Below are 25,225 nucleotides of genomic sequence, written 5' to 3' on the forward strand. Positions count from 1 at the left end.
TCCTATCTACAGGGCGGGCATGGCCTTGCGCAGGCTCTCGCGCGCCTCCATCCGGGCCACCCAGGTCTTCACGCGGGGGAAGGCCTCCAGATCCAGGCCCATGGGAGCGCGCAGCAGCAGACTGGAGACGAGCGAGAAGTCCGCGATCGTCAGCGGGCCACAGAGGAACTCCCGCTGGGCAAGGGCCCCTTCCAGGACGCCGAGGTCCCGGCGGACCTTCTCCAGACCGGCCTGGTATTTCGCCTCGTCCTTCACGCGGCCCAGCATCTTGACGTAGACGGTCTCCATCATCACCTCGAGGGTGGACGGGCTGAAGGTGGTGGCCTGCCACTGCAGCCACTGCTGCACCTGGGCAATGCCCCGCGCGTCCGTGGGCATCAGCCCACTGCCGGGCTTCTGGGCCACCAGGTAACAGAGGATGGCGTTGGACTCCCAGACACAGAAGCCGTCGTCGTCCTCCAGGACAGGCACCTTGCCGTTGGGGTTCTTGGCGAGAAACGCGGGCGACTTGTGCTCGCCCTTCATCATGTCCACGGGAACCAGGGTCACGGGCAGGGCCAGTTCATGGACGAGGGCGAAGACCTTGAAGGCGGCGGTGGACAGGGGGTTGGCATGAAGCTTCATGGGTTGGACTCCAGGGTGAAAAAGAGGGCCGAACCCTAGCCCGGAGTACCCTCCCGCCGCGAATCCACTCCGCGTCACGCCTCCCCATCGTTTGGTCGGCCTCGATGCTGTCGACCCGGGTAGCCTACAGCCCTACCTGGAGCAGGAGGGCGAGACGCGAGAAGGGGTCCGAGCCTTCCCGCAGCCGGGGATAGTGGTCCCAGCTGAGCGCGGCTCCCGCCGGGCCCAAGTGCAGGTCTACGAGCACCCGCACACCCGGCCTGGCGTCAGGACGCACCTGCACCGGCACGCCTACCCCGAGGCCGAGACTCGGGATGATGAGGATCTGCGGCGTTGCGTACTGTGTGAGCGGCGTGAGGACGAGCTGCTCACGAAAGTCCGTCTCCACCGAGAGCGAGTGCAGGAAGGACTCGGGCGCGGCGAGCTGATAGCCGAGCCGCGCCATGAAGCGGGAGGCGTTCCCGAGCCGGGCGCCCACGCCCAGTTGTACGCCGCCCGGAGTCCACCACGGCTTGCGCTGCGTGAGCGCGATGTTGAACCACTCCGGCGCGCTCGCCCCCTCGATGCGCCGCTCCGCCACCGCGTGCGCGCCCTGGCGCCGGACCTGCCACCCCGCCGGCTCCGGCAGCGTGCGCGCGGAGGCGTCCGGGCTGCTCCCCACCTCCCACGCCGAGGGGATGCGCACCGTGACGTGGAGCTCGGGGCTGCCCGCCCACGTGCGGATGGGCCCCAGCAGGTAGTCGATGTCCCAATACGTGGCCCGCTGCGTTTTGGAGGACAGCAGCACGTGGCGCGCGTGCACCGCAGGCCACTCATACCCTGAGGGAAGGAAGCGCCGCTCGAGCCGCACCACGCCGCGCACCACCAACTCCCCTCCCCGCTCCGGCGGCAGCGTGAGGGTGAATCCGAAACGCTCCACCGCGGTGCGAGCGAGCCGCCCGAGCGCTTCCTCGGATGTGGACTCGGGTGGGTCCCTCTGTCCCTGCGCCACCGGGAGTGGCTCCCCGTCGAACGCCACGCTCACCTCGCTCACACGGATACCCAGAAAGGCGGCGTCGATGACCTCCGCCTCGGAGGTGCTGTTGCGCAGCCGGTAGCGCGCCTCGAAGCGGCAGGCCTCCTCGCGCTCCGCCCCCGAGCAGTCGAAGGACAGCTCCTCGCCGAGCACCTCCGAGCGCGTGCGCGCGCTTCCCGGAGACAGGGCGAAAGCCGACGGCGTGCGTGTGGATGCGGCCACGTTGGCGGCAGCAGGCAAGGCAACGAGGAGGCAGAAGAAGGAAGCAAGGCGAGCCGTCATGTCCGCCATTGTCACTCAAACCCGAGACTGAGGCTCAGTCCCTGAGAATGGCGGGTTGATCTGTGTGGAAGCGGCGGCTTTCGAAGCCGTGTAGGGGGAAAACGGCCCCCCCTCGGATTTGGTCCCCGGAATCCCGGGACCAAGCCCCCCCTCGACGCGCGGCTCGTGGAGTATGGCGAGCGTCCAGGCAGGCCACGTCGGACACGGGCCGGGTGGTGCGCGCCTACGCAACAGGGGCGCAGTGGTTCAGATAATTCCGGAGCTGACTGATCCCGCAGCTTTTATAGGGGCCGTCTCATGGATCGACCGAGCGTGTTTGCATGTCGGGCGGCACGTCGGTCACGTTGGGTGCTCCTGCTGCTCCCAGTCCTTCTCTCGGGGACGGGCTGCTACATGAACGGGATGGGATGCCAGGCAGGAGACGATACCGAGACGTGCTGTCTCAAGGAGCATCCTGGAGCCTGGGAGCGATGCACAGGGAGGCCAAGACCCCCACCCAAGGATCAGCCCAAGCCCAAGAAGCAGCCCAAGCCCAAGAAGCAGCCCGAACCCGAGCAGAGCCCCGAGCCGTTCATCCCGCCCATTCCAACGCCCGAGCAGCAAACGGAATGGCGCGAGCGATGCCTTGATCACTACGTGCGGTGCAAACACACGGTGAAGGGCGAAGAATGGGGGCGCGTGTTCGACGAGAGCCAGTGTAAAGCGTGCTGGGAGTTCTGTAAGCGCACAGGCGTATGGCCGGACGAGGCAAACGGGAAGCCGTGTCCAGGGGGTTGATCGTGAGAGAGACGCGCAACGCATGGCGGGCCAGTGTCCGCGAGCGCCGCGAGCAGCGCATGATCGAATTGCTCCAGGCGAAGGTGCCCCTTGCGGAGTACTCGCGGGGTCTTCTAGAGCAGGAAAAGGAATTTCTCCGCGAGGCGCGTTCACCCGCTGAGCGGCGCCGCATCCAGCAGATCACCGCTAAGGACATCATCAGCGAGGCATATTCCTACGGTGCCGGATGGGATGAGTTCGGGCCGCTCTTGCGTCGCTGTCAACGGCTTGGATTCGCGGATCTGACGCATCGGATCCATGTGGCCTGCCTCTTCGTCCAGTCGTTGCCTCACTTCCCCGAGAAAGCCCCGCAGGCGTTCGCCATGCTGCGCGAAGTCGAGCGGATGGCGCTGCGCATCCGCAAGACTCATTACCTCCGCAGAGAGGGGTTACAGGCTATCGCGCACGCGCGGCGCGTTGCTGAAGCAGCGGGAATCAAGCCTGAGCGCTGAGTCCGTGCAGGGACGTGGCGCGCATCCAGGCCGGACACGTCGACGTGAGCACTGGTTGGTACCGTGAAGCGGCTGCTACCGACTGGTTGGTACCGTTGACGGGCATCGTCCGCGATCGCGTACTGTGGTCAGGGCGCCGTCGCGCGCAAGCACCTGTTTTCACTGAGGAAGCCGCTCCCACCGGCGTGGAGGAGATGCCGCCAAGCAAGCAGTGGCCGCCTCCTCTTGGCAGGATGCCCACCATGCCGCGTCCCCCCACGCCCAAGAAGCCCGATGTCTCCGCTTTGATGAAGAAGGCGGACCAGTTGCTCGATGAGATGCCGCCCCAACTGGACGAGGCCATCCCGCTGCTGCGCGAGGTGGTGGCGTCAGACCCGGACCACCTGCTGGCGCTGCACTCGCTCAACTGGGCGTGGGAGCCCACGCGGCGCGCGGAGCCCCATCGCTGGGAACGCGAGGTCAAGTCCGAGCACTGGCGGGCTCGCGACCGCGTCCTCGAGTTGACCCAGGGCACAAAGTCCGGCGGAGAACTGACGACCGCCCAGAAGGCGCGCTCACTGGCCCTGAGCCAATGGGCCGAGGATCTGGTGCGGCGAAAGCCAACGGCGAGCCAGCTCGATCAGGCGGAGACCGCGCTGGAAGAGGCCGAAGGCCTGCGTGAACTCGTGGACCACGCGTGCGCGCGTCGCGGGCTCGAAGCGTGGAGAGCGCTGCGGCGCGGCCCGCCGGAGCAGGGCTACCGGAAACTGCTCGCCCTGGTGAAGAAGTCTCCCTGCATGCGCGCCGGCGAGGCGGCGAGCGACGGCAACCTGATCGCTTTCCAAGGACTGGAGGGCGCCTTCTCCGACAAAGGCTTCCACGCCTGGCTCCGGAAGCAGACGCCCGCGCCGCGTCCTCCGGAGAGGGAGGCCAAGGCCCTGGACGAAGGACTCCTGCTGGCGGCAGGGCTCGACGCGGCCCCCTTCTTCGGCCCTGGTTTCGAGGGCGACAGCCGGACCGGCCGGGTGCTGGCCCTGGCCGCGCTGGGAGCCAACCTGGAGGCCCAGGACAAACACAAGCGTCGAGCCCTCCACCTGGCCGCGCGGGTGGATGACCCATCGCTGGTGAAGGAACTGCTTCGTCTGGGGGCTTCTCCTGACGCAACCGACGCGGCGAAGGCCACGCCCCTCCATGCCGCGGCTGAACACAGCAGTGCGTCCTGCATCGCCCTGCTGGCCAAGGGTGGCGTGCCCGTGGATGCACTCGACTCATCAGGGCGCACGGCGCTCTTCGATGCGCGGCGGGCCGACGTGGCCCGGGCGCTCATCGACGCGGGGGCCAACCCCAATGCGGGCAAGGGCTGGACGCCCCTGCACCAACACGCGCGCATCAAGGAACGAGGGCCCGTCATCGAGGTCCTCCTCCAAGCCGGGGCAGATGCGGCTCGCAAGAACGCGGTGGGCCAGACGCCCGTGAAGGAGGCGCTGGAGCACGGCAATCCGCACCTCGCCCAGCTCATGGGCGCCAGGGCGCCTACGGGCAAGAAGGGCATGGTCGACGTACAGCCCATGCTGGAGGCGCTGGCCCTCCGGCGCAAGGCGGTGCTCAAGGCCTGGTACTACGAGGACAAGGACGTGGACGCCGTCGAGCAGGTCCTGCAACGGCTCGCGTTGGAAGGCGCCACGTCCTGGAACGCGCTCGCGGGGGCGGTACAAGGCGAGCCTCCCTGGACGGCCATGGCCCTGGTGGAGCTCGCGCGGGATGCACTACCGGCCGAGGCGAAGACGCCTCGCCTCTCCAGCCTCCCGCGCCTCGTGCGAGGGAACCTGGTGGTGAAAGGTGACGTGCACGTGAATGGGCCCTTGCTCGTGACCGGCAACCTCACGGTGGATGGCGTGCTGCGCAACGCGGGCCCTGAAGGGTTGCTCGTGGTGGGCGGCTCGCTGCGCGCCAGCGGCCTGGACACGGATGCTGAGGGAATCGTGGGCCAGGACCTGGAGGCCCAGGTGGTCTGGGGTCACGGCAACGACACCTCGCTCCGGGTCGGCGGTGTGCTGAAGGCCAAGGCGGTCATCGCGGACGGTTACGACGTGCGGGCGAAGGTGAAGGCCATGCATCACTTCGCCGTGGATGACTTCGACGCCTCGGACGCGTCACTCCAACAGGTCTTCGTGCCGAAGGCCTTCGCCCTGGCGCAGCTGGACCGCGAAAGACTGTTCAATGTCTTGCGCAAGACGGGAAGCGTGCTCACCTGAGCGCCTCCTCCGCTAAGGCGCGCGGGGGGCGCTGAACTCTGGAATCAGCTCTCCCGTGAGGCGGATGCTCTTCATGACCTTCTCGTGCGCCAGGGCGCCGACCTGGTGGAAGGACATGAGTGCATCGATGCCGAGCGCCTCGTAGCGCTTCAGCCGATTGCGCACCTGTTCCTTCGAGCCGACGATCAAGGACTCCTGCTCGCTCAGCACCTCCCACAGCTCCCCGTCAGGCACTTCCTCGCCCTGCACCACCCGGCCCAGGAGCCGTTGCGCCCGTGACTGCGGCGCGTTCGGGTCCTTCTTTCGCGAGTATTGGCCAGCCAGCCCTCCTCCCGCGGGATCCTTCGCCAGCACATCCAGTTCAGCGGCCGACCGGATGAAGTGCTCCTTCGCCTCGAAGAAGGTCAGTGAGCCGTTGGTGTACCAGGCCGCCGCCTTTGCGGCCCCGTTCTCCATCGCCTCCTGCTCGCTGTCCGCGCAATGCACGAAGGTGAAGAAGGCCACCTGATCATTCACGAACTCGCCCACCGGCTTGCAGTGCTTGCGGAGGGCTTCCCGGTAGAGGTGGATCATCTCCGCCACCTCCTCCAAGGAGGCCCACAACGTCACGCCGAGCGCCCCCACCCCGTTGCGTCCCGCCTGCTCGAACGAAGCAGGGCTGGAGCAGGCCTGCCACAGCGCGGGGTGCGGCTTGCGGTACGGCTTCGGAACGACGTGGATGTTCCGGATCTGGAAGTCCTTGCTGTCCCAGGAGAAGGGCTCGGGGCCCCACATCTTGGGGATCATCTCGAAGGCCTGCTGCATCTGCCCCCGGGTGGAATCCGGGTCGATGTTGAAGGTGCGCCATTCGGGGACGGTGCTTCGGGCGAGGCCCAGCTGGAAGCGGCCCTCGCTCAGGTGGTCGATGAAGGCCGCCCGTTCGGCGATGCGGATGGGGTGATTGAACCGTGCGGGCGCGAGCACGGACGAGTGGCCCACGTGCAGCCGCTTCGTGCTCATGGCGATCGCCGTGAGCATGCACTCTGGCGCTGAGCTGTAGCTGAACTCCGTGGCCGCGTGGTGCTCCACCTGCCACCAGACGCCGTACCCCAGCTCATCCGCCAGGCGGGCCTGAGCCAGGGTCTCCTGAATCAGGCGGTGCTCGTGGTCCGCATCGCGCCACAGCGCCTTCGGTTGCTGCATCTCCGAGAAAATATCGAGTCTCATCTTGCCCTCCCCACTGAGGCTCTCCTGGAGCCAGGTCCCCCCGCATCCTGCCCGCGGAGGCCAGGTTCGTCACATCGTGAAGATCCGTTCTCTCTCCAGCCATGGATCCAACGATGACAGAGCCGGTGGCGTCACCTCCCATCTCCCGAGGCTTCACCGCCAATACCTTCGCGGTTCGCAACCGGCGAATCTCCGTCACCTTCTCGGCGACGAGCATCACGGGAGAGCCGTTGCTGCACTACCGGGATGGCCAGCGCGAAGTGAGTGCGCGGGGGGATGACATTCGCCAGGCGGAGACGGAAATCGGAACGCTGGTGAGCATCACGCTGGAGCCGGACGCGGACGCGGGCGCCCTGCTTTTCACCGTGCTGATTCCGCGGGTCAGCCTCGCGGCGGCCCTCAGCTCGCAGGCCCTCTCGACCGTGGGCTTCCTTACGCGCAGCCGCTTGCCCCCACGCCTCCCTGCCAACGTCCAGCTCCAGACGTACGAGGTGGAGGCGCTGAAAGGCACCGCCACCTTCGTGACGTCCTGAACGTGCGGAGGCGGCGGGAATCGGCCCCGCCGCCTTCACACCACCGCCGCTACTTCACCCGGCCCTCTTTCCAGGCCTGGAGCAGCTGCTCGTAGGGCACCGTCTCGCCCTTCGGCTTCTCGTTGGCCAGCTTCTGGTGCGGCGCCTTGCCCGTGGACAGCCACTCCTTCGGGTCCTTCTCCGGGTTGAGCTTCGGGGGGCAGTTCTTCATGCCCGCCCGCTCCAGCCGCGCCAGCACGTCGTCCATCTCCTTGGCCAGCTTGTCCATCGCCCCCTGCGGCGTCTGCTCGCCCGTCACCGCCAGGCTCACGTTCTGCCACCAGAGCTGCGCCAGCTTCGGGTAGTCCGGCACGTTGGTGCCCGTCGGCGTCCAGGCGTCCCGCGCCGGGCTCGTGTAGAACTCCACCAGGCCGCCCAGCTTGTCCGCCACCTTCTTGGCGTGCTCGGAGCGCACGTCCGAGTCGCGGATCGGCGTCAGGCCCACCAGGAACTTCTTCAGCGAGGTGGTCTTCGCCACCGTGAACTGCGCGTAGAGCCACGCCATCTTGCGCCGCTCCAGCGGGGTGCTCGCCAGCATCGTCCACGAGCCCGTGTCCTGGTAGCCCAGCTTCATCCCCTCTTCCCAGTACGGACCGTGCGGCGAGGGCGCCATGCGCCACTTCGGCGAGCCATCCGCGTTCACCACCGGCAGCCCCGGCTTCATCAGCGGCGCGGTGAAGCCCGTGTACCAGAAGATCTGCTGCGCCACGTGGCCCTGGCCCGGCACCGGTCCCGCCTCGGAGAACGTCATGCCCGAGGCCTCCGGCGGCGCGTACTTCTTCAGCCAGTCCATGTACTTCGTCAGCGCGTACACCGCCGCCGGGCCGTTCGTCTCGCCGCCGCGCGATACCGAGGCGCCCGCCGGGTGGCAGCCCTCCACGCGGATGCCCCACTCGTCCACCGGCTTGCCGTTGGGCAGCCCCTTGTCACCCACGCCCGCCATGGACAGCCACGCGTCCGTGAAGCGCCACCCCAGCGACGGGTCCTTCTTGCCGTAGTCCATGTGGCCGTACACGCGGACCCCGTCGATCTCCTTCACGTCGTTGGTGAAGAACTCGGCGATGTCCTCGTACGCGGACCAGTTCACCGGCACGCCCAAGTCATACCCGTACTTCTTCTTGAAGCGCGCCTGGAGGTCCGGCTTGTTGAACCAGTCGTGCCGGAACCAGTACAGGTTGGCGAACTGCTGGTCCGGCAGCTGGTACATCTTGCCGTCCGGCCCCGTGACGAAGCTCTTGCCCATGAAGTCGTCCACGTCCAGCGTGGGCAACGTCACGTCCTTGCCCTCGCCCGTCATGAAGTCCGACAGGGGCACCACCTGGCCGTAGCGCATGTGCGTGCCGATCAAGTCACTGTCGTTCACGTACATGTCGTAGATGCTGCGGCCCGACTGCATCTGGGTCTGCAGCTTCTCGATGACGTCGCCTTCCTGGATGAGGTCGTGCTTCACCTTGATGCCGGTGATTTCCTCGAAGGCCTTGGCCATCGTCTTGGCTTCGTAGACGTGGGTGTCGATCGTCTCCGAAACCACGTTGATGGTCTGTCCCCGGTAGGCCTTGGCCGCCTCCCGGAACCACTTCAGCTCCTCCAGCTGCTGCTCGCGCGAGAGCGTGGAGGGGGTGAACTCCTTGTCCACCCAGCTCTCCGCAGCCTTCTCCAGCGCGGCGGTGTCCTCCGGCGCCGCGGCGGCGGGTTGTTGCGTGGCCCCCGGCTTCGGGGCCTCTTCCTTGGACTCCTTCTTACAGCCGCTGAAGGAGACGGCGACGGCGACGGCCACGGCGCTTCTCAGTATGGTCTTCAAGACTACCCCCATCTTCCGATGACGAGCATGAACAGCAGTGAAAGGCCCACGGCGATCCCCTGAGGGGCCTCCGTCAGCCCGAGCCAGGCAAGGTTGATCCACGCGCTGCCCATCAGCCCCAGGAAGAGCCGGTCTCCCCGGCCCGTGGGCATGGGCAGCAAGCCCCTCCGGGGCACTGACGGCGACACCAGCCCCCAGACGGTATAGGCCAGCAGCAATGCGGCGATGACCCCGAAGAACAGGGCCGTTTCCAAGGTCCACGCCATCCATTGAAAGTCCATGGCGGCTCAGACCCTTCCCAGGGCGAAGCCCTTGGCGATGTAGTTGCGCACGAAGTAGATGACCACCGCGCCCGGCACCAGCGTGAGGACGCCGGCGGCGGCGAGCACGCCCCAGTCCATGCCCGCCGCGCTCACGGTGCGCGTCATCGTGGCGGCGATGGGCTTGGTGTCCACCGAGGTCAGCGTGCGCGCCAGCAGCAGCTCCACCCAGCTGAACATGAAGCAGAAGAACGCCGTCACGCCCACGCCCGACCGGATGAGCGGCAGGAAGATGCGCAGGAAGAAGCGCGGGAAGCTGTAGCCGTCGATGTAGGCCGTCTCGTCAATCTCCCGGGGCACGCCGGACATGAAGCCTTCGAGGATCCACACCGCCAGCGGCACGGTGAAGAGCATGTGCGCGAGCGCCACCGCCCACGGCGTGTCGAACAGGCCGATGCTCGAGTAGAGCTGGAAGAAGGGCAGCAGGAACACGGCCGGGGGGGCCATGCGGTTCGTCAACAGCCAGAAGAACAGGTGCGTGTCGCCCAGGAACCGGTAGCGCGAGAAGGCGTACGCCGCGGGCAGCGCCAGCACCACCGAGAGCACCGTGTTGATGCCCACGTAGGTGAGCGAGTTGATGTAGCCCTGGCGCCAGTCCGGCTCCGTGAAGATGACCAGGTAGTTGGCCAGCGTGGGCGCCTGGGGGAAGAGCGAGAACGGGCCGAGAATTTCCTCGTTCGTCTTCAGCGACATGCTCACGAGCCAGTAGATGGGCACCAGGCTCAGCAGCAGGTACAGCGGGGCGATGAGGCGCGAGGGCTTCACGAGGCCTTCTCCTGCCCCTGCTGGGTCATCGCCGTATAGAAGATGTAGCTGAACAACAGCACCACCAGGAAGTAGACGAGCGAGAAGGCCGCCGCGGGCCCCAGGTCGAACTGCCCCACCGCCAGCCGCGTGAGGTACTGGCTCAGGAAGGTGGTGGAGTTGCCCGGGCCGCCGCCCGTGAGCACGAAGGGCTCGGTGTAGATCATGAAGCTGTCCATGAAGCGCAGCAGCACCGCGATGGTGAGTACCCCGCGCAGGCGCGGAAGCTGGATGTAGCGGAACGTGGCCCACGTCGACGCCCCGTCGATGCGGGCCGCCTGGTAGAAGGCCTCGGGGATGGCGCGAAGCCCCGAGTAGCACAAGAGCGCCACCAGCGGCGTCCAGTGCCACACGTCCATGGCCAGCACCGTGAGCCACGCATCCAGCGCGTCCGCCGTGTAGTTGTACTTCAGCCCCAGGGCATTGATGATCAGGCCCAGCAGGCCAATGTCACCCCGGGCGAAGATCTGCCAGATGGTGCCCACCACGTTCCAGGGGATGAGCAGCGGCAGCGCCAGCACCACCAGGCTCACCGAGGCGCTCCGCCCCTTCATGGGCAGCGCCAGCGCCAGCCCGATGCCCAGCGGCAGCTCGATGGCCAGCACCGCCAGGGAGAAGCCCAGCTGCCGCCGCAGGGCCCCGTGCAGCTCGGGGTCCCGGAGCACTTTGCGGAACCACTCCGTGCCCACGAAGATGTGCTGCTCGGGGCCGAGGATGTCCTGCACGGAGTAGTTCACCACTGTCATCAACGGGATGACGGCGCTGAAGGCCACCACCGCCAGCACGGGCAGCACCAACAGCCAGGCCCGGTTGTTCGTGGGTTTGTCCACCTGCACTTCTCCTCAGGGAACGGCCCGGCCGCCCGCATAAAGTGTCGTCCACTGCCCCGGGAACTCCAGCCAGCAGCTCTCGCCCGCCGACAGGTGCTCCTCCTCCGCCAACCGCACCTTGAGCACCTGCGTGCCCAGCCTCGCCGTGGCGAGCTGATGCCGGCCCAGGTTCTCCACCTGCGTCACCTCCACGCGCACCGAGGACGGAGTGCCCTCCGGCACCCGGCGCAGGAACTCCGGGCGGATGCCCAGCCTCAGCTCGCCCCCGTCCGCCCGCGCCTTCGCGCACGTCTCCGGGGCCAGCGGCACGCGCTGGCCTTCCACCACCGCCCCGCCCTCCTCCAGCGTGCAGGGCAGCAGGTTCATGCCCGGGCTGCCGATGAAGTAGCCGACGAAGGTGTCCACCGGGCGCTCGAACAGCTCCTGCGGCGTGCCCACCTGCACCACCCGCCCGCCGTTCATCACCACCACCTGGTCCGCCAGCGTCAGCGCCTCCACCTGGTCGTGCGTCACGTACACGAGCGTCACCCGCAGGCTCTCGTGCACCTGCTTGAGCTTGCGGCGCAGCAGCCACTTCACGTGCGGGTCGATGACCGTGAGGGGCTCGTCCAGGAGGATGGCCGCCACGTCCTTGCGCACCAGCCCGCGCCCCAGGGAGATGCGCTGCCGCATGTCCGCGGACAGTCCGCTCGCCCGGCGCCGCAGGTCCGGGGTCAGCTCCAGCAGGCCCGCAACCTCCTCCACCCGCGCCTGCGTCTCGGCCTTGCCCAGGCCCCGGTTGCGCAGCGGGAAGGCCAGGTTCTCCGCCACCGTCATCGTGTCGTAGATGACCGGGAACTGGAACACCTGGGCGATGTTGCGCTCCTGCGGCGGCGCGGCCGTCACGTCCACGCCGTTGATGAGCACCTGGCCCCGCGAGGGGCGCACCAGGCCGGAGATGATGTTGAGGAGCGTCGTCTTGCCACACCCCGACGGGCCCAGCAGGGCATACGCCCCGCCGTCCTCCCAGGTGAGCTCCAACGGCCTCAGCGCGTAGTCCTTGTCGGACGTGGGCGCGGGCCCATACGCGTGGGCCACCCCGCGCAGCTCAATTCGGGCCATGCGAGCCCTCCCTCGGGGCAGCCGGCGCGGCCACGAGGCGGCCGTCCGGACCGAATGCGAACATCCGGGATGGGGAGAAGAAGAGATCCAACGCCGCGCCGAACGGGTGCCGGTGCACACCCTCCACCTGCGCGGAGAGCGAGTGGCGCCCGTGCGTGGCGTGGATGAGCGTCTCGGAGCCGCTGATCTCCTCCACCTCCACGCGCACTGGCAGGCGGATGTCCGAGCCCGACGCCGGGGCGAGCCGCAGGTGGTGCGCCCGCAGCCCCAGGCGGTACGGCCCGGGCGCCAGCGCCTTCAGGTGGCCCGAGAGCGGGAAGGCCAGCTCAGGGGAGAGCCGCACCTCGGTGCCGGACACCTCCACGGCCCACAGGCTCATCTGCGGATCGCTGAACACCTGGCCGACCTGCTCCGTGGCGGGAGACTGGTACACGTCCAGGGTGGCCCCCGTCTGGAGCAGCCGCCCCTCGTGCAGCACGCTGGTGCGGCCGCCCAGGAGCAGGGCCTCGGTGGGCTCGGTGGTGGCGTAGACGATGACGGCGGGGCGGTCCCGGAAGATCTGCCGCATCTCCGTGCGCAGCTCCTCGCGCAGCTTGTAGTCCAGGTTGGCCAGGGGCTCGTCCAGGAGCAGCAGCGGCGCGTCCTTCACCAGCGCGCGCGCCATGGCCGTGCGCTGCTGCTGGCCTCCGCTCAGCTCTGCGGGCAGCCGCTGCAGGAAGGGCTCCAGGCGCAGCACCGCGGCCGTCTCGCGCACCCGCTTGTCGATCTCCGGCTTGCCCAGCTTGCCGGCCAGCCGCAGGGGCGAGGCGATGTTCTCGTACACGGTGAGCGAGGGGTAGTTGACGAACTGCTGGTACACCATGGCCACCTCGCGGCGGCGCACGTCCAAGCGCGTCACGTCCACGCCGTTGAAGCGGATGGTGCCCGAGGTGGGCCGGTCCAACCCCGCCATCAGGCGCAGGAGCGAGGTCTTCCCCGCCCGCGTCCGGCCCAGCAAGATGTTGAATGAACCAGGTTCCAACGCCAGCTGGATGTCCGCGAGGTGCATCTCCCCGCCGGCCATCCGCGTGACGTTGTCGAGCTCGATGCCGTGCTTCAACCCATTGTCCTCGGTGCGCGGATCCTCAAGCCGTTGACTCTAGGGTCAGCCTCCGGACGTGGCCAGAATTCCAGCGATAACGCACAGCGTCGGGCCCGGGCGCCTGGCCCGCCCACCGCCCGCCCCACCCCAGGACAGGCGGGCGGACGCACTGTGGGGGAAGCAGGCACCGCCTGGCCGTGGGAGCGCGTAGAGTGCGCCCTTCGACCGACCTATGTCCTCTCCCTCCGTCCTGTCCGCGCTGAGAAACCCTCGCGTCTTGTTGATGTTCGCCCTGGGCTTCTCGTCCGGCCTGCCGCTGTACCTGACGGGCAGCACGCTCTCGGCCTGGATGAAGAACGAGGGGGTGTCGCTGAAGACCATCGGCGTCTTCTCCCTGGTGGGCTTCTCCTACACCTTCAAGTTCGCCTGGGCGCCGCTGATGGACCGGTATTACCCGCCCTTCCTGGGGCGGCGGCGCGGGTGGTTGCTCATTACCCAGGTGCTGCTTGGCGTGGCCATCCTCGCCATGGGGCAGGTGGACCCCAGCAGCCAGACGGTGCTCATGGCCAGCCTGGCCGCGGTGGTGGCCTTCCTGTCCGCCAGCCAGGACATCGTGGCGGATGCGTACCGCACGGATCTCCTCACCGACGAGCAGCGCTCGCTGGGCGTCACCACCTTCACCCTCGGCTACCGCGTGGGCATGATTTTCGCCATGGCGGTGGCGCTGACGCTCTCGGACCTCATCGGCTGGACGTCCACCTATGCCGTCATGGGGGCGCTCATGGCCGTGGGCGTGGTCACCACGCTGTTCGCCCCGGAGCCGCCCGTCACCCACCGGCCGCTCTCGCTCGTCGCCTCGGTGGTCGAGCCGCTCGTGGACTTCTTCCAGCGGCACCGGGCGAAGGGGGCCTCGGCCCTCTGGCGCTACCGGCTCGCGCTGGGCACGCTGCTGTTCATCGTCCTGTTCCGCGTGGGGGACGCGGTGGCCTTCCGGATGACCACGCCCTTCACCCTGGAGCTGGGCTTCAGCAACACGGAGCTGGGCGTCATCCAGAAGTTCGTGGGCATGGCGGGTGCCATCGCCGGGGCCATCCTGGGAGGCGTGCTGGTGGTGAAGATGGGCATCAAGCGCAGCCTGCTGCTCTTCGGCTCGGCCCAGGCGCTCACCAACCTGCTCTACATCGCGCTCGCAGCGCGGGGCAAAGACCCCCTCTTCCTGGCGCTGACCGTGGGCGCCGACAACTTCACCGGAGGCATGGGCAGCGCCGCGATGACCGTGTTCATCACCGCCCTGTGCAACCGGAGCTTCTCCGCCACCCAGTACGCGCTGCTCTCCAGCCTGTCCGCCGTCCCCATGCACCTCATGGGCGCCGCCTCGGGCTTCCTCGCCGAGTCCATGGGCTGGGCGGGCTTCTTCTCCTTCACCACGGTGGCCATGGCCCCCGCGCTCCTCGTGCTCCTGTTCCTGCCGCGCGATCTGGGCCGCACGCCCAACCCCGAGGCCGCCCTGGAGCAGCTCACCCACCCCACGCCCGCGCCCGAGGTGAACGCGGAGCTGGCCAGCACCGCCAAGAAGGGCTGACGCCGCGCCCCTTCGCTGTTGCCTCCTCCGGGGGCGGCGGGAAGACTGCCCGTCTTACCTCACGGTCCCTCCCCTGGAGCCTCCATGCCCTCCTCCCCCGTCCTCGGCATCATCGGCGGCAGCGGCCTCTACCAGATCGACGGCTTGACGGATGTCAGCTGGCGCAAGGTGTCCTCGCCCTTCGGCGAGCCCTCGGATGCCCTGTGCTTCGGCACCCTGGAGGGCCAGCCCGTGGTGTTCCTGCCCCGGCACGGCCGGGGCCACCGGATTCCCCCCTCGGAGCTCAACTTCCGCGCGAACATCGATGCGCTCAAGCGCAGCGGCGTCACCGACCTCCTCTCGCTGTCCGCCGTGGGCAGCCTGCGCGAGGACTTGCCCCCGGGCACCTTCGTCCTCGTGGATCAGTTCATCGACCGCACCTTCGCCCGCCAGAAGAGCTTCTTCGGCACCGGGTGCGTGGCCCACGTCTCCATGGCCCGGCCCGTCTGCGCCCGGCTCGGGGAGGCGGTGGCGAAGGCGGCCGAGGGGACGGACATCTCCCTGCGGCGCGGCGGCACCTACCTGGTGATGGAGGGGCCCCAGTTCTCCTCGCTCGCCGAGAGCGAGCTGTACCGGAGCTGGAAGTGCGACGTCATCGGCATGACCAACATGCCGGAGGCCAAGCTCGCCCGGGAAGCGGAGATTTGTTACGCGAGCGTGGCCATGGTGACGGACTTCGACTGCTGGCACCCGGGCCATGACGCCGTCACCGTCGAGCAGATCCTCTCGGTTCTCCATGGCAACGCGGGGCTCGCCCGCGCGCTGGTCAAGCGCGTGGCCCCCCTGCTGTCCGGGCACGCGGGGCCCTGCCGCCACGGCTGCCAGACGGCCCTGGACACCGCCCTCATCACCGCCCCCGAGGCACGCGACCCGGCCCTCCTCCAGCTTCTGGATGCCGTGGCGGGCCGGGTGCTGCGGCGCTAACCCTTTCCTCTCAGGAGCACGCCCATGAAGGTTCATGAGCAGCCCATGCGTACGATCTGGGTCGAACCCGATGGCGCCTCCGTGGGCATCATCGATCAGACCCGCCTGCCCCATGCCTTCGTGACGGCCCGGCTCACCACACTTGAAGAGGTGGCCCACGCCATCCGCTCCATGCAGGTCCGGGGCGCCCCGCTCATTGGCGCCACCGCCGCGTATGGCCTCTGCCTCGCGCTGCGCGGGGACGCCTCGGACGAGGCCCTGGCCCAGGCCCATGCACTGCTGCTCTCCACCCGGCCCACCGCCGTCAACCTGCGCTGGGCCCTGGACGAGATGCGCCGCGCCCTCCAGCCCCTGCCCCCGCAGCAGCGGCTTCAGGCCGCCTACCGGCGCGCCGCCGCCCTCTGCGATGAGGACGTGGCCCTCAACCGGAGCATCGGAACCCACGGCGTGCCCCTGCTGGAGGCCGCCTGGGAGCGCAAGGGGAAGCAAGGGCGCATCAACGTCCTCACCCACTGCAACGCGGGGTGGCTCGCCACCGTGGACTGGGGCACCGCCCTGGCCCCCGTGTACCTTGCCCACGACGCGGGACTGCCCGTTCATGTCTGGGTGGACGAGACGCGGCCCCGCAACCAGGGCGCCAGCCTCACCGCCTGGGAGCTGGGCCAGCACGGCATTCCACACACCGTCATCGCCGACAACGTGGGCGGCCACCTCATGCAGCACGGCGAGGTGGACCTGTGCATCGTCGGCACGGACCGCACCACCGCCCGGGGCGATGTGGCCAACAAGATTGGCACCTACCTGAAGGCCCTGGCGGCCCAGGACAACGGCGTGCCCTTCTACGTGGCGCTGCCCTCCCCCACCATCGACTGGACCCTGGAGGATGGTGTCCGGGACATCCCCATCGAGCAGCGGGACGGCACCGAGCTGACCCACATCAGTGGCCGGCTCGCCTCAGGCGAGGTGGTGTCCGTGCACGTCACCGCGCCCGGCAGCCCCGTGGCCAACTACGGCTTCGACGTGACGCCCGCGCGGCTCGTGACGGGGCTCATCACCGAGCGGGGGGTGTGCGCGGCCTCGTCCGAGGGTCTGCTGTCGCTCTTTCCCGAGCGGCGCGCCCAGAGGGCCACCGGCACGTGAGCCCGCTTCCGCACCTCGCCCTGCGCGAGGAGATGATTTCCACCGCGCGGCGGATGAACGCCTCCGGGCTCAACCAGGGCACCTCCGGCAACCTCGGCGTGCGCGTCGAGGGCGGCCTGCTCATCACCCCCTCGGGGATGGACTACGGCGCGCTCGTGCCCGAGGACCTCGTCTTCCTGCGCTTCGATGGCAGCCCCGAGGGGCGCCGCGTGCCCTCCACCGAGTGGCGCTTCCACCGGGACATCCTGGAGGCCCGGCCCGAGGTGAACGCGGTGCTGCACGCGCACTCCATGTTCTGCACGACGCTCGCGTGCCTCCACCGCCCCATCCCCGCCTTCCACTACATGGTGGCCAAGGCCGGGGGCAGCTCCATCCGCTGCGCGCCTTACGCCACCTTCGGCACCGAGGCGCTGTCCCGCCACGCCGTGGCCGCGCTGGAGGGACGCAAGGCGTGCCTCCTGGCCAACCATGGAATGATCGCCGTGGGCGCAAGCCTCGCGGCGGCCTATGCGCTCGCCGTGGAGGTGGAGACCCTGGCCGCCATGTACTGGCGGGCGCTTCAAATCGGCGAGCCCGTGCTGCTCGACGAGGCCGAGATGGCCGTGGTGCTCGAGAAGTTCAAGACGTACGGCCACCCGCCGCCCCTGCCCTGAGCCGCCGTGCTCAGGCGGGGTGGGGCATGCGCTCCACCGGAACGAGCAGCACCTCGTGCAGCCGCCAGTCCAGACGCTTCAAATCCCGCGTGGCGTGGGTGAGCCGCTGGACGAGGTTCTCCGTGCCCGGCCGGGGCACCAGCTCCACGTCCGCGTAGAACACGTGGCCATCCTCCCGCACCCGCACCTGGGCGCTCTCCACCCAGTCCAGGGACTCCACCGTGTGGCGGATGCGCTCGGGCAGCTCCACGCGATGCTTGTAGTCCAGCGTCCGCGGCGCCCGGTCCATCAGGTCGCCCAGCGCCGCGCGCAGGTGCTTCTGCCCATCGTGGAAGATGTCCACGGAGATGAGGCCCGCGGCCACCGCGTCCGCCCACCAGAAGCCCAGGCCAATGCCCAGCACGCCCAGGATGGCCGCGCCCGCGGTCAGCCAGTCCGCCTTGTTCATCATCGCGTCCGCGTACAGCACCTTGTCGTGAAGCTGCTCGGCCAGCGGCAGCTTGAGCCGGCCCAGGAGCACCACCGGCACCCCGCTCCAGAGCAGGGCAAGCAGCATGGGCCAGCCCTGCCACACCACCTCGCCAAAGAGCTTCACCGAGCCGATGGTGGGGTGCTCCGCTTGAATCAGCTTCATCACCGAGTCGGTGAAGAGGTAGAGCCCCATCAGCAGCAGCGCCAGCGAGCCCACCAGGTACGCGATGGTGGTGGCCCGGTGATAGCCGTAGGGGAACTCGCCGTTGGGCTTCCGGCGGCACACCCGGCCCCCGATGAGGAACGCCAGGGGCGGAATGAGGCTCAGCAGGTCCTCCAGCCACGCGGCCTTCATCGCTTGCGAGTTGCCCAGCGTGAGGTAGATGCCCGCGATGGCGGAGACGAGGTAGCCCAGGGAGATCCACTCCCAGCGCTTCGCCCGGCCCAGGGCCTTCATCTTCTCGGGGGGCAGGTCGAACGGCTCCGCGGTCTTCATCGCGCCCCCTCTCGCGCGGACTGAACGAGCCGGTCCCGCGTCCTGGCGGCGCTCTCGTGCAGGAAGAGGTCCACCTGCCGCAGCCAGCCGTTCTCGCCCGGGGCCGCCACCACCAGCACCTCCTCGGTCTTCAGCGTCGTCTCGCCCGCCGTGTAGCCCCACGCTTCCAACTGCCAGTCGAACCCCGCGCGCAGGCCCGGCGCCGCGTGCACCTGGGGCGTGGGCTTCGGCACCGCCCCCTCCTCCTCCAGCAGCGCGATGGCCGGGTGTCCCGGCTCCACGGCCACGGGGTGGCCTTTCAGCTCCCGGGGGACCGTCTCGCCGGGAGGCGCGCCCACGGTGAGCCGCGCGCGCAGGTAGGGCCGGCTCAGGGCCACGTGCGCGGCGTAGGGCGTGTCCGCGGAGATTCCCCCGACGACCAGATCCAGCTTCCGGTGCTTCAAGGCCTCCATCAGCCGGGGCTCGGTCCCCACGGTCCACTCCACCGTGGCCCCCAGGGAGCGGGCCAGCTCCTCCACCAGGGTGGCCTCCACGCCGGAGGGGGTTCCCGGGCCGGCCTGGGTGAAGGGCGGCCGCTCCACCACCCCCGCCTGGAGGGTGCCTCCCCGCACCCGCTCCAGCGTGCCGTTGGGATCTCGCGGCAGGCCGCAGCCGATGCCCAGCACGAGCACCGCCAGCACCCCCACCGCCCTCCGCCCTACCCCAGGCATACTGTTTTCCTCCGCATACTTGTTGGATCTCAAAATCGTCATGCGGGCGGCGGGCCGCCAGGGGGTTTCGAGAAAACCGGCGTCCCGTGTCCAGCTTGGGGCAACATGCGGGCCGTGCCCCCGCGCAAGCTCCCCCGACACCTCATCTGGCTGGAGGCCTTCGTGGCCGCGGTCGAGGCCGGCAGCCTGGAGGGGGCCGCCGAGCACCTGGGCGTGGCCCGCTCCGTGGTGAGCGAGCACCTGCGCGCCCTCGAGCAGTCCCTGGGGGATGGCGAGCCCCTGCTGGAGCGCGGGCCCGGGCGCAAGCTCCAGCTCACCCCCCGCGGCCGGCGGCTCTACGCGGGCACGCAGACGCCGCTGCACCAGCTCAACCTCAAGCGGCTCCGGGACCTGACCAGCACGGAGCCCAGCCTGCGGCTCGGCCTCAACCACACGCTCTCCAACATGCTCCTGGGCGACATCGCCCGGGATGCCGCCCAGGCGTCCATCAAGCTGGAGATTGGCTTCGGCGGCCCCTTCGAGCTGGTGCGCGAGGCGCAGACCCGGCAGAGGGACCTCGTCGTGGGCTTCACCCCACTGCCCCCTCACCGGGGCGTGGAGGCCGAGTCCCTGCTCAGCCTTCCCTTCGTGGTGCTGGCCGGCCCGGACAGCGCCCTCAACCACCCGCCCCGCTCGGGCAAGGCGGTCCACGTGAGCGAGCTGGAGGGCCAGCCCTTCGTGGACTGGCTCCAGGACGACCCCTACGGCGGCGCCAACAGCGCCCGCTTCACCAATCATGAGGTGACGGTGCGCGAGGTGGCCCGCGTGGAGAGCTTTCTCCACTTGTTCGACGTGCTCCGCGCCTTCCGCCAGGCCTGTGCCATCACCCCGGACCTGCGGCCCGTCCACCCCTTCCCGCCGGACCTCCACGTCTGGCCGCTCCAGGAAGAGCAGTCCCAGGTCGTCGAAGTGGTGGCCCTGTGGCCCTCGGGCGCGCTCAGCGCCGAGGCCCGCCTGGTGCTCAAGGGCCTGAAGCAGCGGCTCACCCAACGTCGGAAATCCGAATAGAACTTCGAATTTTTACGAATTTCCGTCGCTCCTGATCGGACTTACCCTTTCAGAAATTGGGACAGGAGTGCGCCATGACCCCGACGGAAAGAACCCTTGCCCGCCTGCCGGCCCACCTGCGCCGCTACGTCGTGGGACAGGAGTATGCGGCGTACACGCCGAGGGATCAGGCCGTGTGGCGCCACATCCTCCGCCGGCTCCGCAACCACCTGTCGGACAAGGCCCACGCCGTGTACCTGGAGGGGCTGGAGGCCACGGGCATCAGCGTGGAGCGCATTCCCAGCCTCGATGAGATGAACGAGCGGCTGGCGCGGCTGGGCTGGGCGGCGGTGGCGGTGCGCGGCTTCATTCCCCCCGCCGTCTTCACCGAGCTGCAGTCCATGGGCGTGCTGGCCATCGCCGCCGACATCCGCACGCACGAGCACATCCAGTACACGCCCGCGCCGGACATCGTCCACGAGAGCGCGGGCCACGCGCCCATCATCGCCAACGCCCGCTATGCCGAGTACCTGCGGCGCTGCGGCATCGTCGGCTTCAAGTCCATCGCCACCCTGGAGGACCAGGCGGTGTTCGAGGCCATCCGCCACCTGAGCGTGGTGAAGGAGGACCCCACCTCCTCGCCCGAGGCCATCGCGCATGCCCAGGCCCGGCTGGAGGCCGCCTCCCAGAGCCGCCGCTACGTCAGCGAGAGCACCCAGGCCTCCCGGCTCTATTGGTGGACCGCCGAGTACGGCTTGGTGGGCAGCTTGGAGGAGCCCCGCCTGTACGGCGCCGGACTGCTGTCGAGCATCGGCGAGGCGGAGCACTGCCTCACCCCGGCGGTGAAGCGGGTGCCGCTGAGCCTCTCGTGCGTGACGACGGACTACGACATCACCCGGATGCAGCCGCAGCTCTTCGTCGCCCGGGACTTCGAGCACCTCTTCCAGGTGCTGGAGGAGTTCGAGGCCACGCTGTCGTGGAAGCGGGGCGGGGACCACGGCCTGAACGAGGCCCTGCGCGCCCGCACGGTGAACCACCTGGTGCTCTCGGATGGGCGGGAGATCAGCGGCCGCGTGGCGGAGCTGCTGCCCGGCACACGGCCCGTGGCCGAGGGGCTCTCCACGGCACTGGTGTCGCTCGCGGGCCCCGTCATGCGCTCCCAGGACGGGAAGGCCCAGGGCACGCCCTGGCAGGGCCCCACGCTGGTGGCCTTTGGCGAAGGCACGCTGCCGGAGCAGGGGCCCTTCCAGCTCGAGCTGGCCAGCGGCCTGCGGCTGGAAGGCTTCGCCGGGGGTGGCAACGAGGTGCTCCGGCTGCGCGGCACGATGAACGGCCAGACGCTGGAGCTGCCCACGGTGGCGCGGCTGTTCCTCGCCTCGGGGCTGCCGTCGGTGGCCGGGGGCCCCGCGGATCCGGGCGCCTGGGACCGGTGGTTCGGAGAGATGGATTCCTTCACCGAGGGCGAGGGCGAGGCCCAGGCCCGCGCCCGCAAGGCCGAGGCCCTGTCTCCGGCCCTGGCCGCCCTCTATAAGGAGGTCCGTGCCCTGCGCGAGTCCGGCCAGTTCCGGCCGGACCGGCTGGAGACGCTCGTCCGCGCCGCCGCCCGCTACCCGGACGAGTGGCTGCTGAAGGCCGAGCTGGAGGAGCTGCGCCGCCTTCCCACCCAGGAGGCCTACGTCGCATGAGCGACACGGAGACCTTCCTGGGGCTCGCCTTCTCCAAGGCCCCTGCCGCCGAGGCCAACAGCGCCATCGCCCGAGTCCGGGAAGAGCAGGACGGGGAGCTCGCCGAGGCCACCAGCTACGAGTTCATGCTCCCGGATGGGAACATCCGCCCCTTCCTGCTGGAGCGTCTCCTGCCGCGGCTCGTGGACTACCTGGAGACCAAGGGCGCGAAGCTGCCCGGGTGTGGACGGGTGTTTCTCTCCGTGTTCTCCGGAGACACGCTGTACTTCATCCACGCCCGGGACGCGGTGCGGCAGCTCTCCGACTGGAGTGGCCTCTCCATCGAGGAGCTGCGGCGCCGCTACCGTTCCTGAGGAACCGCGTCCGTGCCCTCCCCCCTGCTCCCGTCCCTCCTCCTCGGCCTGTCGCTGGCCGGGGCCCCTGCCCCTGCTCCCGCCCCGCCCGCCGAGGCGGAGCGCCTGGTGGCCACCTTTCTCGGGGACACGCCCCTGCTGCGGGACTTGCAGTCCCTGACCGATGAGATTGGCGGCCGGGCCACGGGCTCTCCCGCCAACCTGCGCTCGGTGGACTGGGCCCTGGCACGCTTCCGGGAAGCCGGCATCCCCGCGCGCAAGGAGTCCTTCACGATGCCCGCCCTGTGGCTGGAGCGCTCGGCGCGCGCCACCGTGAAGGGCGCGGGCCTCCTCTTCTCGCCCCGGGTGGCCGCCATGCCCTTCTCCACCGGGACGCCCCCGGCGGGGGTGAGCGCGCCCCTGCGGGACGTGGGCCAGGGCTCCGAGAAGGACTTCCAGGCGCTCGGGGCCAAGGCCCAGGGGGCGTTCCTGCTCGTGGAGACGCGGCTGCTGACGAACATCGAGGATCTCTTCCGCGAGTACGGCGAGGCCGCGGACATCGAGAAGCGGGCCTTCGCGGCGGGCGCCCGGGGCGTGGTCTACATGGGCTCACGGCCCGGCAATCAGCTCTACCGGCACAACGTGTCCGTGGGCGAGCGCAACACGCGGCCCATGCTCGTCATGGAGCGCGATGGGGCCCTGCGCGCGCTGCGGCTGCTGCGCGGCGGCGCGGCGCTGACGCTGACCGCCGTGCTCGACATCCAGTCCGGCCCCGCCTACGAGAGCCAGAACGTCATCGGCGAGCTTCGCGGCACCACGCGGCCCGAGGAAGTCGTGGTGCTGGGGGCCCACCTGGACTCGTGGGACCTGGGCACGGGGGCGCTGGACAACGGGGCCAACGTGGCCCTGCTCATCGATGTGGCGCGGCAGCTGCACAGGCTCGGGCTCAAGCCCGCGCGCACCCTTCGCTTTGCCCTGTGGAACGGCGAGGAGCAGGGCATGTATGGCTCGTGGGGCTACACGAAGACGCACGCCGCGGAGCTGGACCGGCACACCGTGGCGGCCTCGTTCGACATCGGCTGCGGGCGCATCACCGGCTTCTTCACCGGGGGCCGCCCCGGGCTGCCCGCCCTGGTGGACCAGGCCCTGGCGCCCGTGAAGGGACTCGGCCCGTTCACCCAGGTGGATGAGCCCATTGTCGGCACGGACAACTTCGACTTCATGCTGCACGGGGTGCCCAACCTCGTGGCCAACCAGGAGCCCGCGCTCTACGGCCCCAACTACCATGCCCGCTCGGATGAGCTGGACAAGTGCGACCCGCTCCAGCTCCGGCTCAACGCGGCCACCGTCGCGGCGCTCGCCTGGGGCTTCGCCCAGATGGACACGGCGCTGCCCCGGCAGTCCCGCGCCGAGGTGGAGGCGCTCATCGGCGCCACGGACCTGCGCCAGCAGATGAAGGAGGACGTCTACGAGGACTGGCTCCAGGGCAAGCGCGGCCGGCAGCCGTGACGGCCTCCGCTCACAGCGAGCGGAGGGCGATCTCCGTCAGCTCCTCGTCCGTGAGCACCAGGGGGTTGGCCTTCATGCTGCTGGCCGCCCGGGCCTTCTCCACCAGCAGGGGCACCTCGGCCCGCGTCAGCCCGTAGCGGCCCAGGCCCGGCACGCTCAGCGCCTGGCACAGCTCCCGCACCCAGGTGATGCCCTCCTCGGCCCGGGCCTCCGTCCGCCCGGTGAGCAGCGCCGCCACCTCCTGGAAACGCCCGAGCACCGGGTGCCCCGGCGCCCGCGCACGCACCGCGCGCAGGTTCACCTCCAGGGTGGCCGCCAGCAGCGCCGCGCACACCGCGCCATGCGGCGCCTGGAACATGCCGCCCGCCGGGGCCGCGAAGCCGTGCACCGCGCCCAGCCCCGCGTTGGCCAGGCACAGGCCGCCAAAGAGGCTGGCCAGCGCCAGGTCCTCCCGCTCCGGGGCGCCCAGCTCCTCCAGCACCGCGCGGCGCAGGGAGCGCGCCGAGCGGCGGATGCCCTCGCGGGCCAGCGCATCCGTGAGCGGGTTGGCGCGTGAGCAGACGAAGGGCTCGATGAGCTGCGAGAGCGCATCCAGCCCACTGGAGGACAGCACCGCCGCGGGCGCCCCCGCGAGCAGGTCCGGATCCACCAGCGCGACCCGGGGCAGCATGAGCGGGCTGCGCAGGCTGGCCTTCACCCGCTCTTCCTTGGCGCCCAGCACCGCGTTGCGCGTCACTTCCGAGCCCGTCCCCGCCGTGGTGGGAATGGCCACCAGCGGCACCGAGGGATGCGTCAGCGGCCGGCCCCGGCCAATCACCTCCAGGTAGTCGAGCGGATCCCCACCGTTGGCCGCCAGCGCCGCGATGGCCTTGCCCGCGTCCAGCACGCTGCCGCCCCCCAGCGCCACCACCCCGTCACAGCCCGCGGCGATGGCCGTGGCGGTGCCCTCGCGCACCACCTCCAGCGTGGGCTCGCCCTCCACCCGGAAGACGATGGTGGACAGCCCCAGCCGGTCCAGCCCCTCGCGCAGGGGCGCCGCGCGCGCGGGCGTGCTCCCGGTGACAATCAACACCCGGCGCCCGCCCAGGCCGCGGATCACCTCGGGCGCCTCGGCCATGCGGCCCGCCCCGAAGACGATGCGCGTGGCGGTTGCGAACTCGAACCCCAGGCCGCTCACCTCACCACCCCGCATCGTCAGGGAAGCAGTTGACGTACTTCTTGCTCGTGCGCGGCTCGGCCATCATCGGCGCCACGGTGTCGCGCCACGTGAGGTAGTGCGCCGTCTCCTTGTGCGCCGCCGGTGCCTGCGCCGTCCGGTACACCTCGACGAGCACGAAGCGCGTCCGGTCCTCCGAGTCCTGGATGACGTCGAAGCGCGCGATGCCCGGCTCCTTCACGCTCTGCCGGGCGTTGGCCAGCGTGGCCTCCCGGAAAGGCTCCACGTGCTCGGGCTTCACGTGGACATGGACGTGGACCACCAGCAGACTCTGGGACATGGGCCCAGGCTACCCGAGAACCCG

At 69.6% G+C, this 25,225-nt stretch carries 24 protein-coding genes; 11 read left to right on the forward strand and 13 right to left on the reverse strand.

Going from position 1 to position 25,225, the window contains the following annotated elements:
* Nucleotides 1–6: 6 nt before the first annotated feature.
* Nucleotides 7–624 carry a glutathione S-transferase family protein gene (locus KY661_RS11510; RefSeq protein ID WP_225410254.1) on the reverse strand — a complete coding sequence of 206 codons (618 nt, stop codon included), beginning with the start codon at nucleotides 622–624 and terminating at the stop codon, nucleotides 7–9.
* Between the two features lie 124 nt (nucleotides 625–748).
* The gene (locus KY661_RS11515; RefSeq protein WP_225410255.1) at nucleotides 749–1,921 is read right to left on the reverse strand and encodes a hypothetical protein; all 1,173 of its coding nucleotides are present in this window, start codon (nucleotides 1,919–1,921) and stop codon (nucleotides 749–751) included.
* A gap of 779 nt (nucleotides 1,922–2,700) precedes the next feature.
* On the opposite strand from KY661_RS11515, the gene KY661_RS11520 reads away from it, so the two are divergent.
* Entirely contained in the window at nucleotides 2,701–3,189 is a 489-nt protein-coding gene (locus KY661_RS11520) for a hypothetical protein (RefSeq protein WP_225410256.1), read from the forward strand.
* A 242-nt stretch (nucleotides 3,190–3,431) separates the two neighbouring features.
* Nucleotides 3,432–5,423 carry an ankyrin repeat domain-containing protein gene (locus KY661_RS11525; protein ID WP_225410257.1) on the forward strand — a complete coding sequence of 664 codons (1,992 nt, stop codon included), beginning with the start codon at nucleotides 3,432–3,434 and terminating at the stop codon, nucleotides 5,421–5,423.
* Nucleotides 5,424–5,435: 12 nt separating this feature from the next.
* Here KY661_RS11525 and KY661_RS11530 read toward each other — a convergent pair whose 3' ends face one another.
* Nucleotides 5,436–6,629: an LLM class flavin-dependent oxidoreductase gene (locus KY661_RS11530; protein ID WP_225410258.1), complete on the reverse strand. Its 1,194-nt coding sequence runs from the start codon at nucleotides 6,627–6,629 to the stop codon at nucleotides 5,436–5,438.
* A gap of 113 nt (nucleotides 6,630–6,742) precedes the next feature.
* Between KY661_RS11530 and KY661_RS11535 the strand changes: the two genes are divergently transcribed.
* Nucleotides 6,743–7,162, forward strand: a complete 420-nt coding sequence (locus KY661_RS11535; RefSeq protein WP_225410259.1) for a hypothetical protein — start codon at nucleotides 6,743–6,745, stop codon at nucleotides 7,160–7,162.
* Between the two features lie 49 nt (nucleotides 7,163–7,211).
* Here KY661_RS11535 and KY661_RS11540 read toward each other — a convergent pair whose 3' ends face one another.
* Genes KY661_RS11540 through KY661_RS11565 form a run of 6 tightly spaced genes read right to left on the reverse strand, consistent with a single transcriptional unit; the run spans nucleotide 7,212 to nucleotide 13,156 of the window.
* Nucleotides 7,212–9,002, reverse strand: a complete 1,791-nt coding sequence (locus KY661_RS11540) for an ABC transporter substrate-binding protein (protein WP_225410260.1) — start codon at nucleotides 9,000–9,002, stop codon at nucleotides 7,212–7,214.
* 2 nt (nucleotides 9,003–9,004) lie between these two features.
* Nucleotides 9,005–9,268 (reverse strand): DUF2160 domain-containing protein, encoded by a 264-nt coding sequence (locus KY661_RS11545; RefSeq protein ID WP_245767677.1) that lies wholly within the window; start codon nucleotides 9,266–9,268, stop codon nucleotides 9,005–9,007.
* 21 nt (nucleotides 9,269–9,289) lie between these two features.
* The gene (locus tag KY661_RS11550; protein ID WP_075009623.1) at nucleotides 9,290–10,087 is read right to left on the reverse strand and encodes a carbohydrate ABC transporter permease; all 798 of its coding nucleotides are present in this window, start codon (nucleotides 10,085–10,087) and stop codon (nucleotides 9,290–9,292) included.
* Complete coding sequence (locus KY661_RS11555; RefSeq protein WP_225410261.1) at nucleotides 10,084–10,956, reverse strand: carbohydrate ABC transporter permease; 873 nt, start codon at nucleotides 10,954–10,956, stop codon at nucleotides 10,084–10,086. The genes KY661_RS11550 and KY661_RS11555 overlap by 4 nt, the downstream gene beginning before the upstream one ends.
* Before the next feature lie 12 nt (nucleotides 10,957–10,968).
* The gene (locus KY661_RS11560; protein ID WP_225410262.1) at nucleotides 10,969–12,057 is read right to left on the reverse strand and encodes an ABC transporter ATP-binding protein; all 1,089 of its coding nucleotides are present in this window, start codon (nucleotides 12,055–12,057) and stop codon (nucleotides 10,969–10,971) included.
* Complete coding sequence (locus KY661_RS11565; RefSeq protein WP_225410263.1) at nucleotides 12,044–13,156, reverse strand: ABC transporter ATP-binding protein; 1,113 nt, start codon at nucleotides 13,154–13,156, stop codon at nucleotides 12,044–12,046. The genes KY661_RS11560 and KY661_RS11565 overlap by 14 nt, the downstream gene beginning before the upstream one ends.
* Nucleotides 13,157–13,370: 214 nt before the next feature.
* On the opposite strand from KY661_RS11565, the gene KY661_RS11570 reads away from it, so the two are divergent.
* From KY661_RS11570 to KY661_RS11585, 4 genes are all read left to right on the forward strand, one after another.
* The gene (locus KY661_RS11570) at nucleotides 13,371–14,720 is read left to right on the forward strand and encodes an AmpG family muropeptide MFS transporter (protein ID WP_225410264.1); all 1,350 of its coding nucleotides are present in this window, start codon (nucleotides 13,371–13,373) and stop codon (nucleotides 14,718–14,720) included.
* A gap of 84 nt (nucleotides 14,721–14,804) precedes the next feature.
* Nucleotides 14,805–15,683 (forward strand): S-methyl-5'-thioadenosine phosphorylase, encoded by an 879-nt coding sequence (locus KY661_RS11575; RefSeq protein ID WP_225410265.1) that lies wholly within the window; start codon nucleotides 14,805–14,807, stop codon nucleotides 15,681–15,683.
* Nucleotides 15,684–15,707: 24 nt separating this feature from the next.
* Nucleotides 15,708–16,823 carry an S-methyl-5-thioribose-1-phosphate isomerase gene (gene mtnA / locus KY661_RS11580; RefSeq protein ID WP_225410266.1) on the forward strand — a complete coding sequence of 372 codons (1,116 nt, stop codon included), beginning with the start codon at nucleotides 15,708–15,710 and terminating at the stop codon, nucleotides 16,821–16,823.
* Between the two features lie 32 nt (nucleotides 16,824–16,855).
* The gene (locus KY661_RS11585; protein ID WP_225410437.1) at nucleotides 16,856–17,476 is read left to right on the forward strand and encodes a class II aldolase/adducin family protein; all 621 of its coding nucleotides are present in this window, start codon (nucleotides 16,856–16,858) and stop codon (nucleotides 17,474–17,476) included.
* A 10-nt stretch (nucleotides 17,477–17,486) separates the two neighbouring features.
* On the opposite strand, the gene KY661_RS11590 is transcribed toward KY661_RS11585, so the two are convergent.
* Nucleotides 17,487–18,443, reverse strand: coding sequence for a cation diffusion facilitator family transporter (locus KY661_RS11590; RefSeq protein WP_225410267.1), 957 nt, complete (start codon nucleotides 18,441–18,443; stop codon nucleotides 17,487–17,489).
* Complete coding sequence (locus tag KY661_RS11595; protein WP_225410268.1) at nucleotides 18,440–19,153, reverse strand: substrate-binding periplasmic protein; 714 nt, start codon at nucleotides 19,151–19,153, stop codon at nucleotides 18,440–18,442. Before KY661_RS11595 ends, KY661_RS11590 begins: the two co-directional genes overlap by 4 nt.
* A 105-nt stretch (nucleotides 19,154–19,258) precedes the next feature.
* Between KY661_RS11595 and KY661_RS11600 the strand changes: the two genes are divergently transcribed.
* From KY661_RS11600 to KY661_RS11615, 4 genes are all read left to right on the forward strand, one after another.
* Nucleotides 19,259–20,200, forward strand: a complete 942-nt coding sequence (locus tag KY661_RS11600; protein WP_225410269.1) for a LysR family transcriptional regulator — start codon at nucleotides 19,259–19,261, stop codon at nucleotides 20,198–20,200.
* A 74-nt stretch (nucleotides 20,201–20,274) separates the two neighbouring features.
* Nucleotides 20,275–21,864 (forward strand): aromatic amino acid hydroxylase, encoded by a 1,590-nt coding sequence (locus KY661_RS11605; protein WP_225410270.1) that lies wholly within the window; start codon nucleotides 20,275–20,277, stop codon nucleotides 21,862–21,864.
* On the forward strand, nucleotides 21,861–22,217 hold the full coding sequence (locus KY661_RS11610; protein ID WP_225410271.1) for an STAUR_1299 family protein: 357 nt from the start codon (nucleotides 21,861–21,863) through the stop codon (nucleotides 22,215–22,217). The genes KY661_RS11605 and KY661_RS11610 overlap by 4 nt, the downstream gene beginning before the upstream one ends.
* A gap of 12 nt (nucleotides 22,218–22,229) precedes the next feature.
* Nucleotides 22,230–23,705 (forward strand): M20/M25/M40 family metallo-hydrolase, encoded by a 1,476-nt coding sequence (locus KY661_RS11615; RefSeq protein ID WP_225410272.1) that lies wholly within the window; start codon nucleotides 22,230–22,232, stop codon nucleotides 23,703–23,705.
* Between the two features lie 10 nt (nucleotides 23,706–23,715).
* Here KY661_RS11615 and KY661_RS11620 read toward each other — a convergent pair whose 3' ends face one another.
* Together KY661_RS11620 and KY661_RS11625 are read right to left on the reverse strand one after the other, a co-directional pair.
* Nucleotides 23,716–24,897 (reverse strand): iron-containing alcohol dehydrogenase, encoded by a 1,182-nt coding sequence (locus tag KY661_RS11620; RefSeq protein ID WP_225410273.1) that lies wholly within the window; start codon nucleotides 24,895–24,897, stop codon nucleotides 23,716–23,718.
* The gene (locus KY661_RS11625) at nucleotides 24,884–25,201 is read right to left on the reverse strand and encodes an antibiotic biosynthesis monooxygenase (RefSeq protein ID WP_075009635.1); all 318 of its coding nucleotides are present in this window, start codon (nucleotides 25,199–25,201) and stop codon (nucleotides 24,884–24,886) included. The genes KY661_RS11620 and KY661_RS11625 overlap by 14 nt, the downstream gene beginning before the upstream one ends.
* Nucleotides 25,202–25,225: the final 24 nt, after the last annotated feature.

The sequence above is a fragment of the Allostigmatella hybrida genome (genome assembly GCF_020103775.1).
Classification (GTDB): Bacteria; Myxococcota; Myxococcia; order Myxococcales; family Myxococcaceae; genus Hyalangium; species Hyalangium aurantiaca.

What these genes read in the sequence shown, in the direction of transcription:
- KY661_RS11515 (WP_225410255.1), bottom strand. Translation starts at nt 1,921, where the DNA reads ATGACGGCTCGCCTTGCTTCCTTCTTCTGCCTCCTCGTTGCCTTGCCT.
- KY661_RS11575 (WP_225410265.1), top strand. Translation starts at nt 14,805, where the DNA reads ATGCCCTCCTCCCCCGTCCTCGGCATCATCGGCGGCAGCGGCCTCTAC.
- KY661_RS11530 (WP_225410258.1), bottom strand. Translation starts at nt 6,629, where the DNA reads ATGAGACTCGATATTTTCTCGGAGATGCAGCAACCGAAGGCGCTGTGG.
- KY661_RS11545 (WP_245767677.1), bottom strand. Translation starts at nt 9,268, where the DNA reads ATGGCGTGGACCTTGGAAACGGCCCTGTTCTTCGGGGTCATCGCCGCA.
- KY661_RS11590 (WP_225410267.1), bottom strand. Translation starts at nt 18,443, where the DNA reads ATGAAGACCGCGGAGCCGTTCGACCTGCCCCCCGAGAAGATGAAGGCC.
- KY661_RS11595 (WP_225410268.1), bottom strand. Translation starts at nt 19,153, where the DNA reads ATGCCTGGGGTAGGGCGGAGGGCGGTGGGGGTGCTGGCGGTGCTCGTG.
- KY661_RS11620 (WP_225410273.1), bottom strand. Translation starts at nt 24,897, where the DNA reads ATGCGGGGTGGTGAGGTGAGCGGCCTGGGGTTCGAGTTCGCAACCGCC.
- KY661_RS11585 (WP_225410437.1), top strand. Translation starts at nt 16,856, where the DNA reads ATGATTTCCACCGCGCGGCGGATGAACGCCTCCGGGCTCAACCAGGGC.
- KY661_RS11610 (WP_225410271.1), top strand. Translation starts at nt 21,861, where the DNA reads ATGAGCGACACGGAGACCTTCCTGGGGCTCGCCTTCTCCAAGGCCCCT.
- mtnA (WP_225410266.1), top strand. Translation starts at nt 15,708, where the DNA reads ATGAAGGTTCATGAGCAGCCCATGCGTACGATCTGGGTCGAACCCGAT.
- KY661_RS11600 (WP_225410269.1), top strand. Translation starts at nt 19,259, where the DNA reads ATGCGGGCCGTGCCCCCGCGCAAGCTCCCCCGACACCTCATCTGGCTG.
- KY661_RS11570 (WP_225410264.1), top strand. Translation starts at nt 13,371, where the DNA reads ATGTCCTCTCCCTCCGTCCTGTCCGCGCTGAGAAACCCTCGCGTCTTG.
- KY661_RS11560 (WP_225410262.1), bottom strand. Translation starts at nt 12,057, where the DNA reads ATGGCCCGAATTGAGCTGCGCGGGGTGGCCCACGCGTATGGGCCCGCG.
- KY661_RS11525 (WP_225410257.1), top strand. Translation starts at nt 3,432, where the DNA reads ATGCCGCGTCCCCCCACGCCCAAGAAGCCCGATGTCTCCGCTTTGATG.
- KY661_RS11535 (WP_225410259.1), top strand. Translation starts at nt 6,743, where the DNA reads ATGACAGAGCCGGTGGCGTCACCTCCCATCTCCCGAGGCTTCACCGCC.
- KY661_RS11625 (WP_075009635.1), bottom strand. Translation starts at nt 25,201, where the DNA reads ATGTCCCAGAGTCTGCTGGTGGTCCACGTCCATGTCCACGTGAAGCCC.
- KY661_RS11605 (WP_225410270.1), top strand. Translation starts at nt 20,275, where the DNA reads ATGACCCCGACGGAAAGAACCCTTGCCCGCCTGCCGGCCCACCTGCGC.
- KY661_RS11510 (WP_225410254.1), bottom strand. Translation starts at nt 624, where the DNA reads ATGAAGCTTCATGCCAACCCCCTGTCCACCGCCGCCTTCAAGGTCTTC.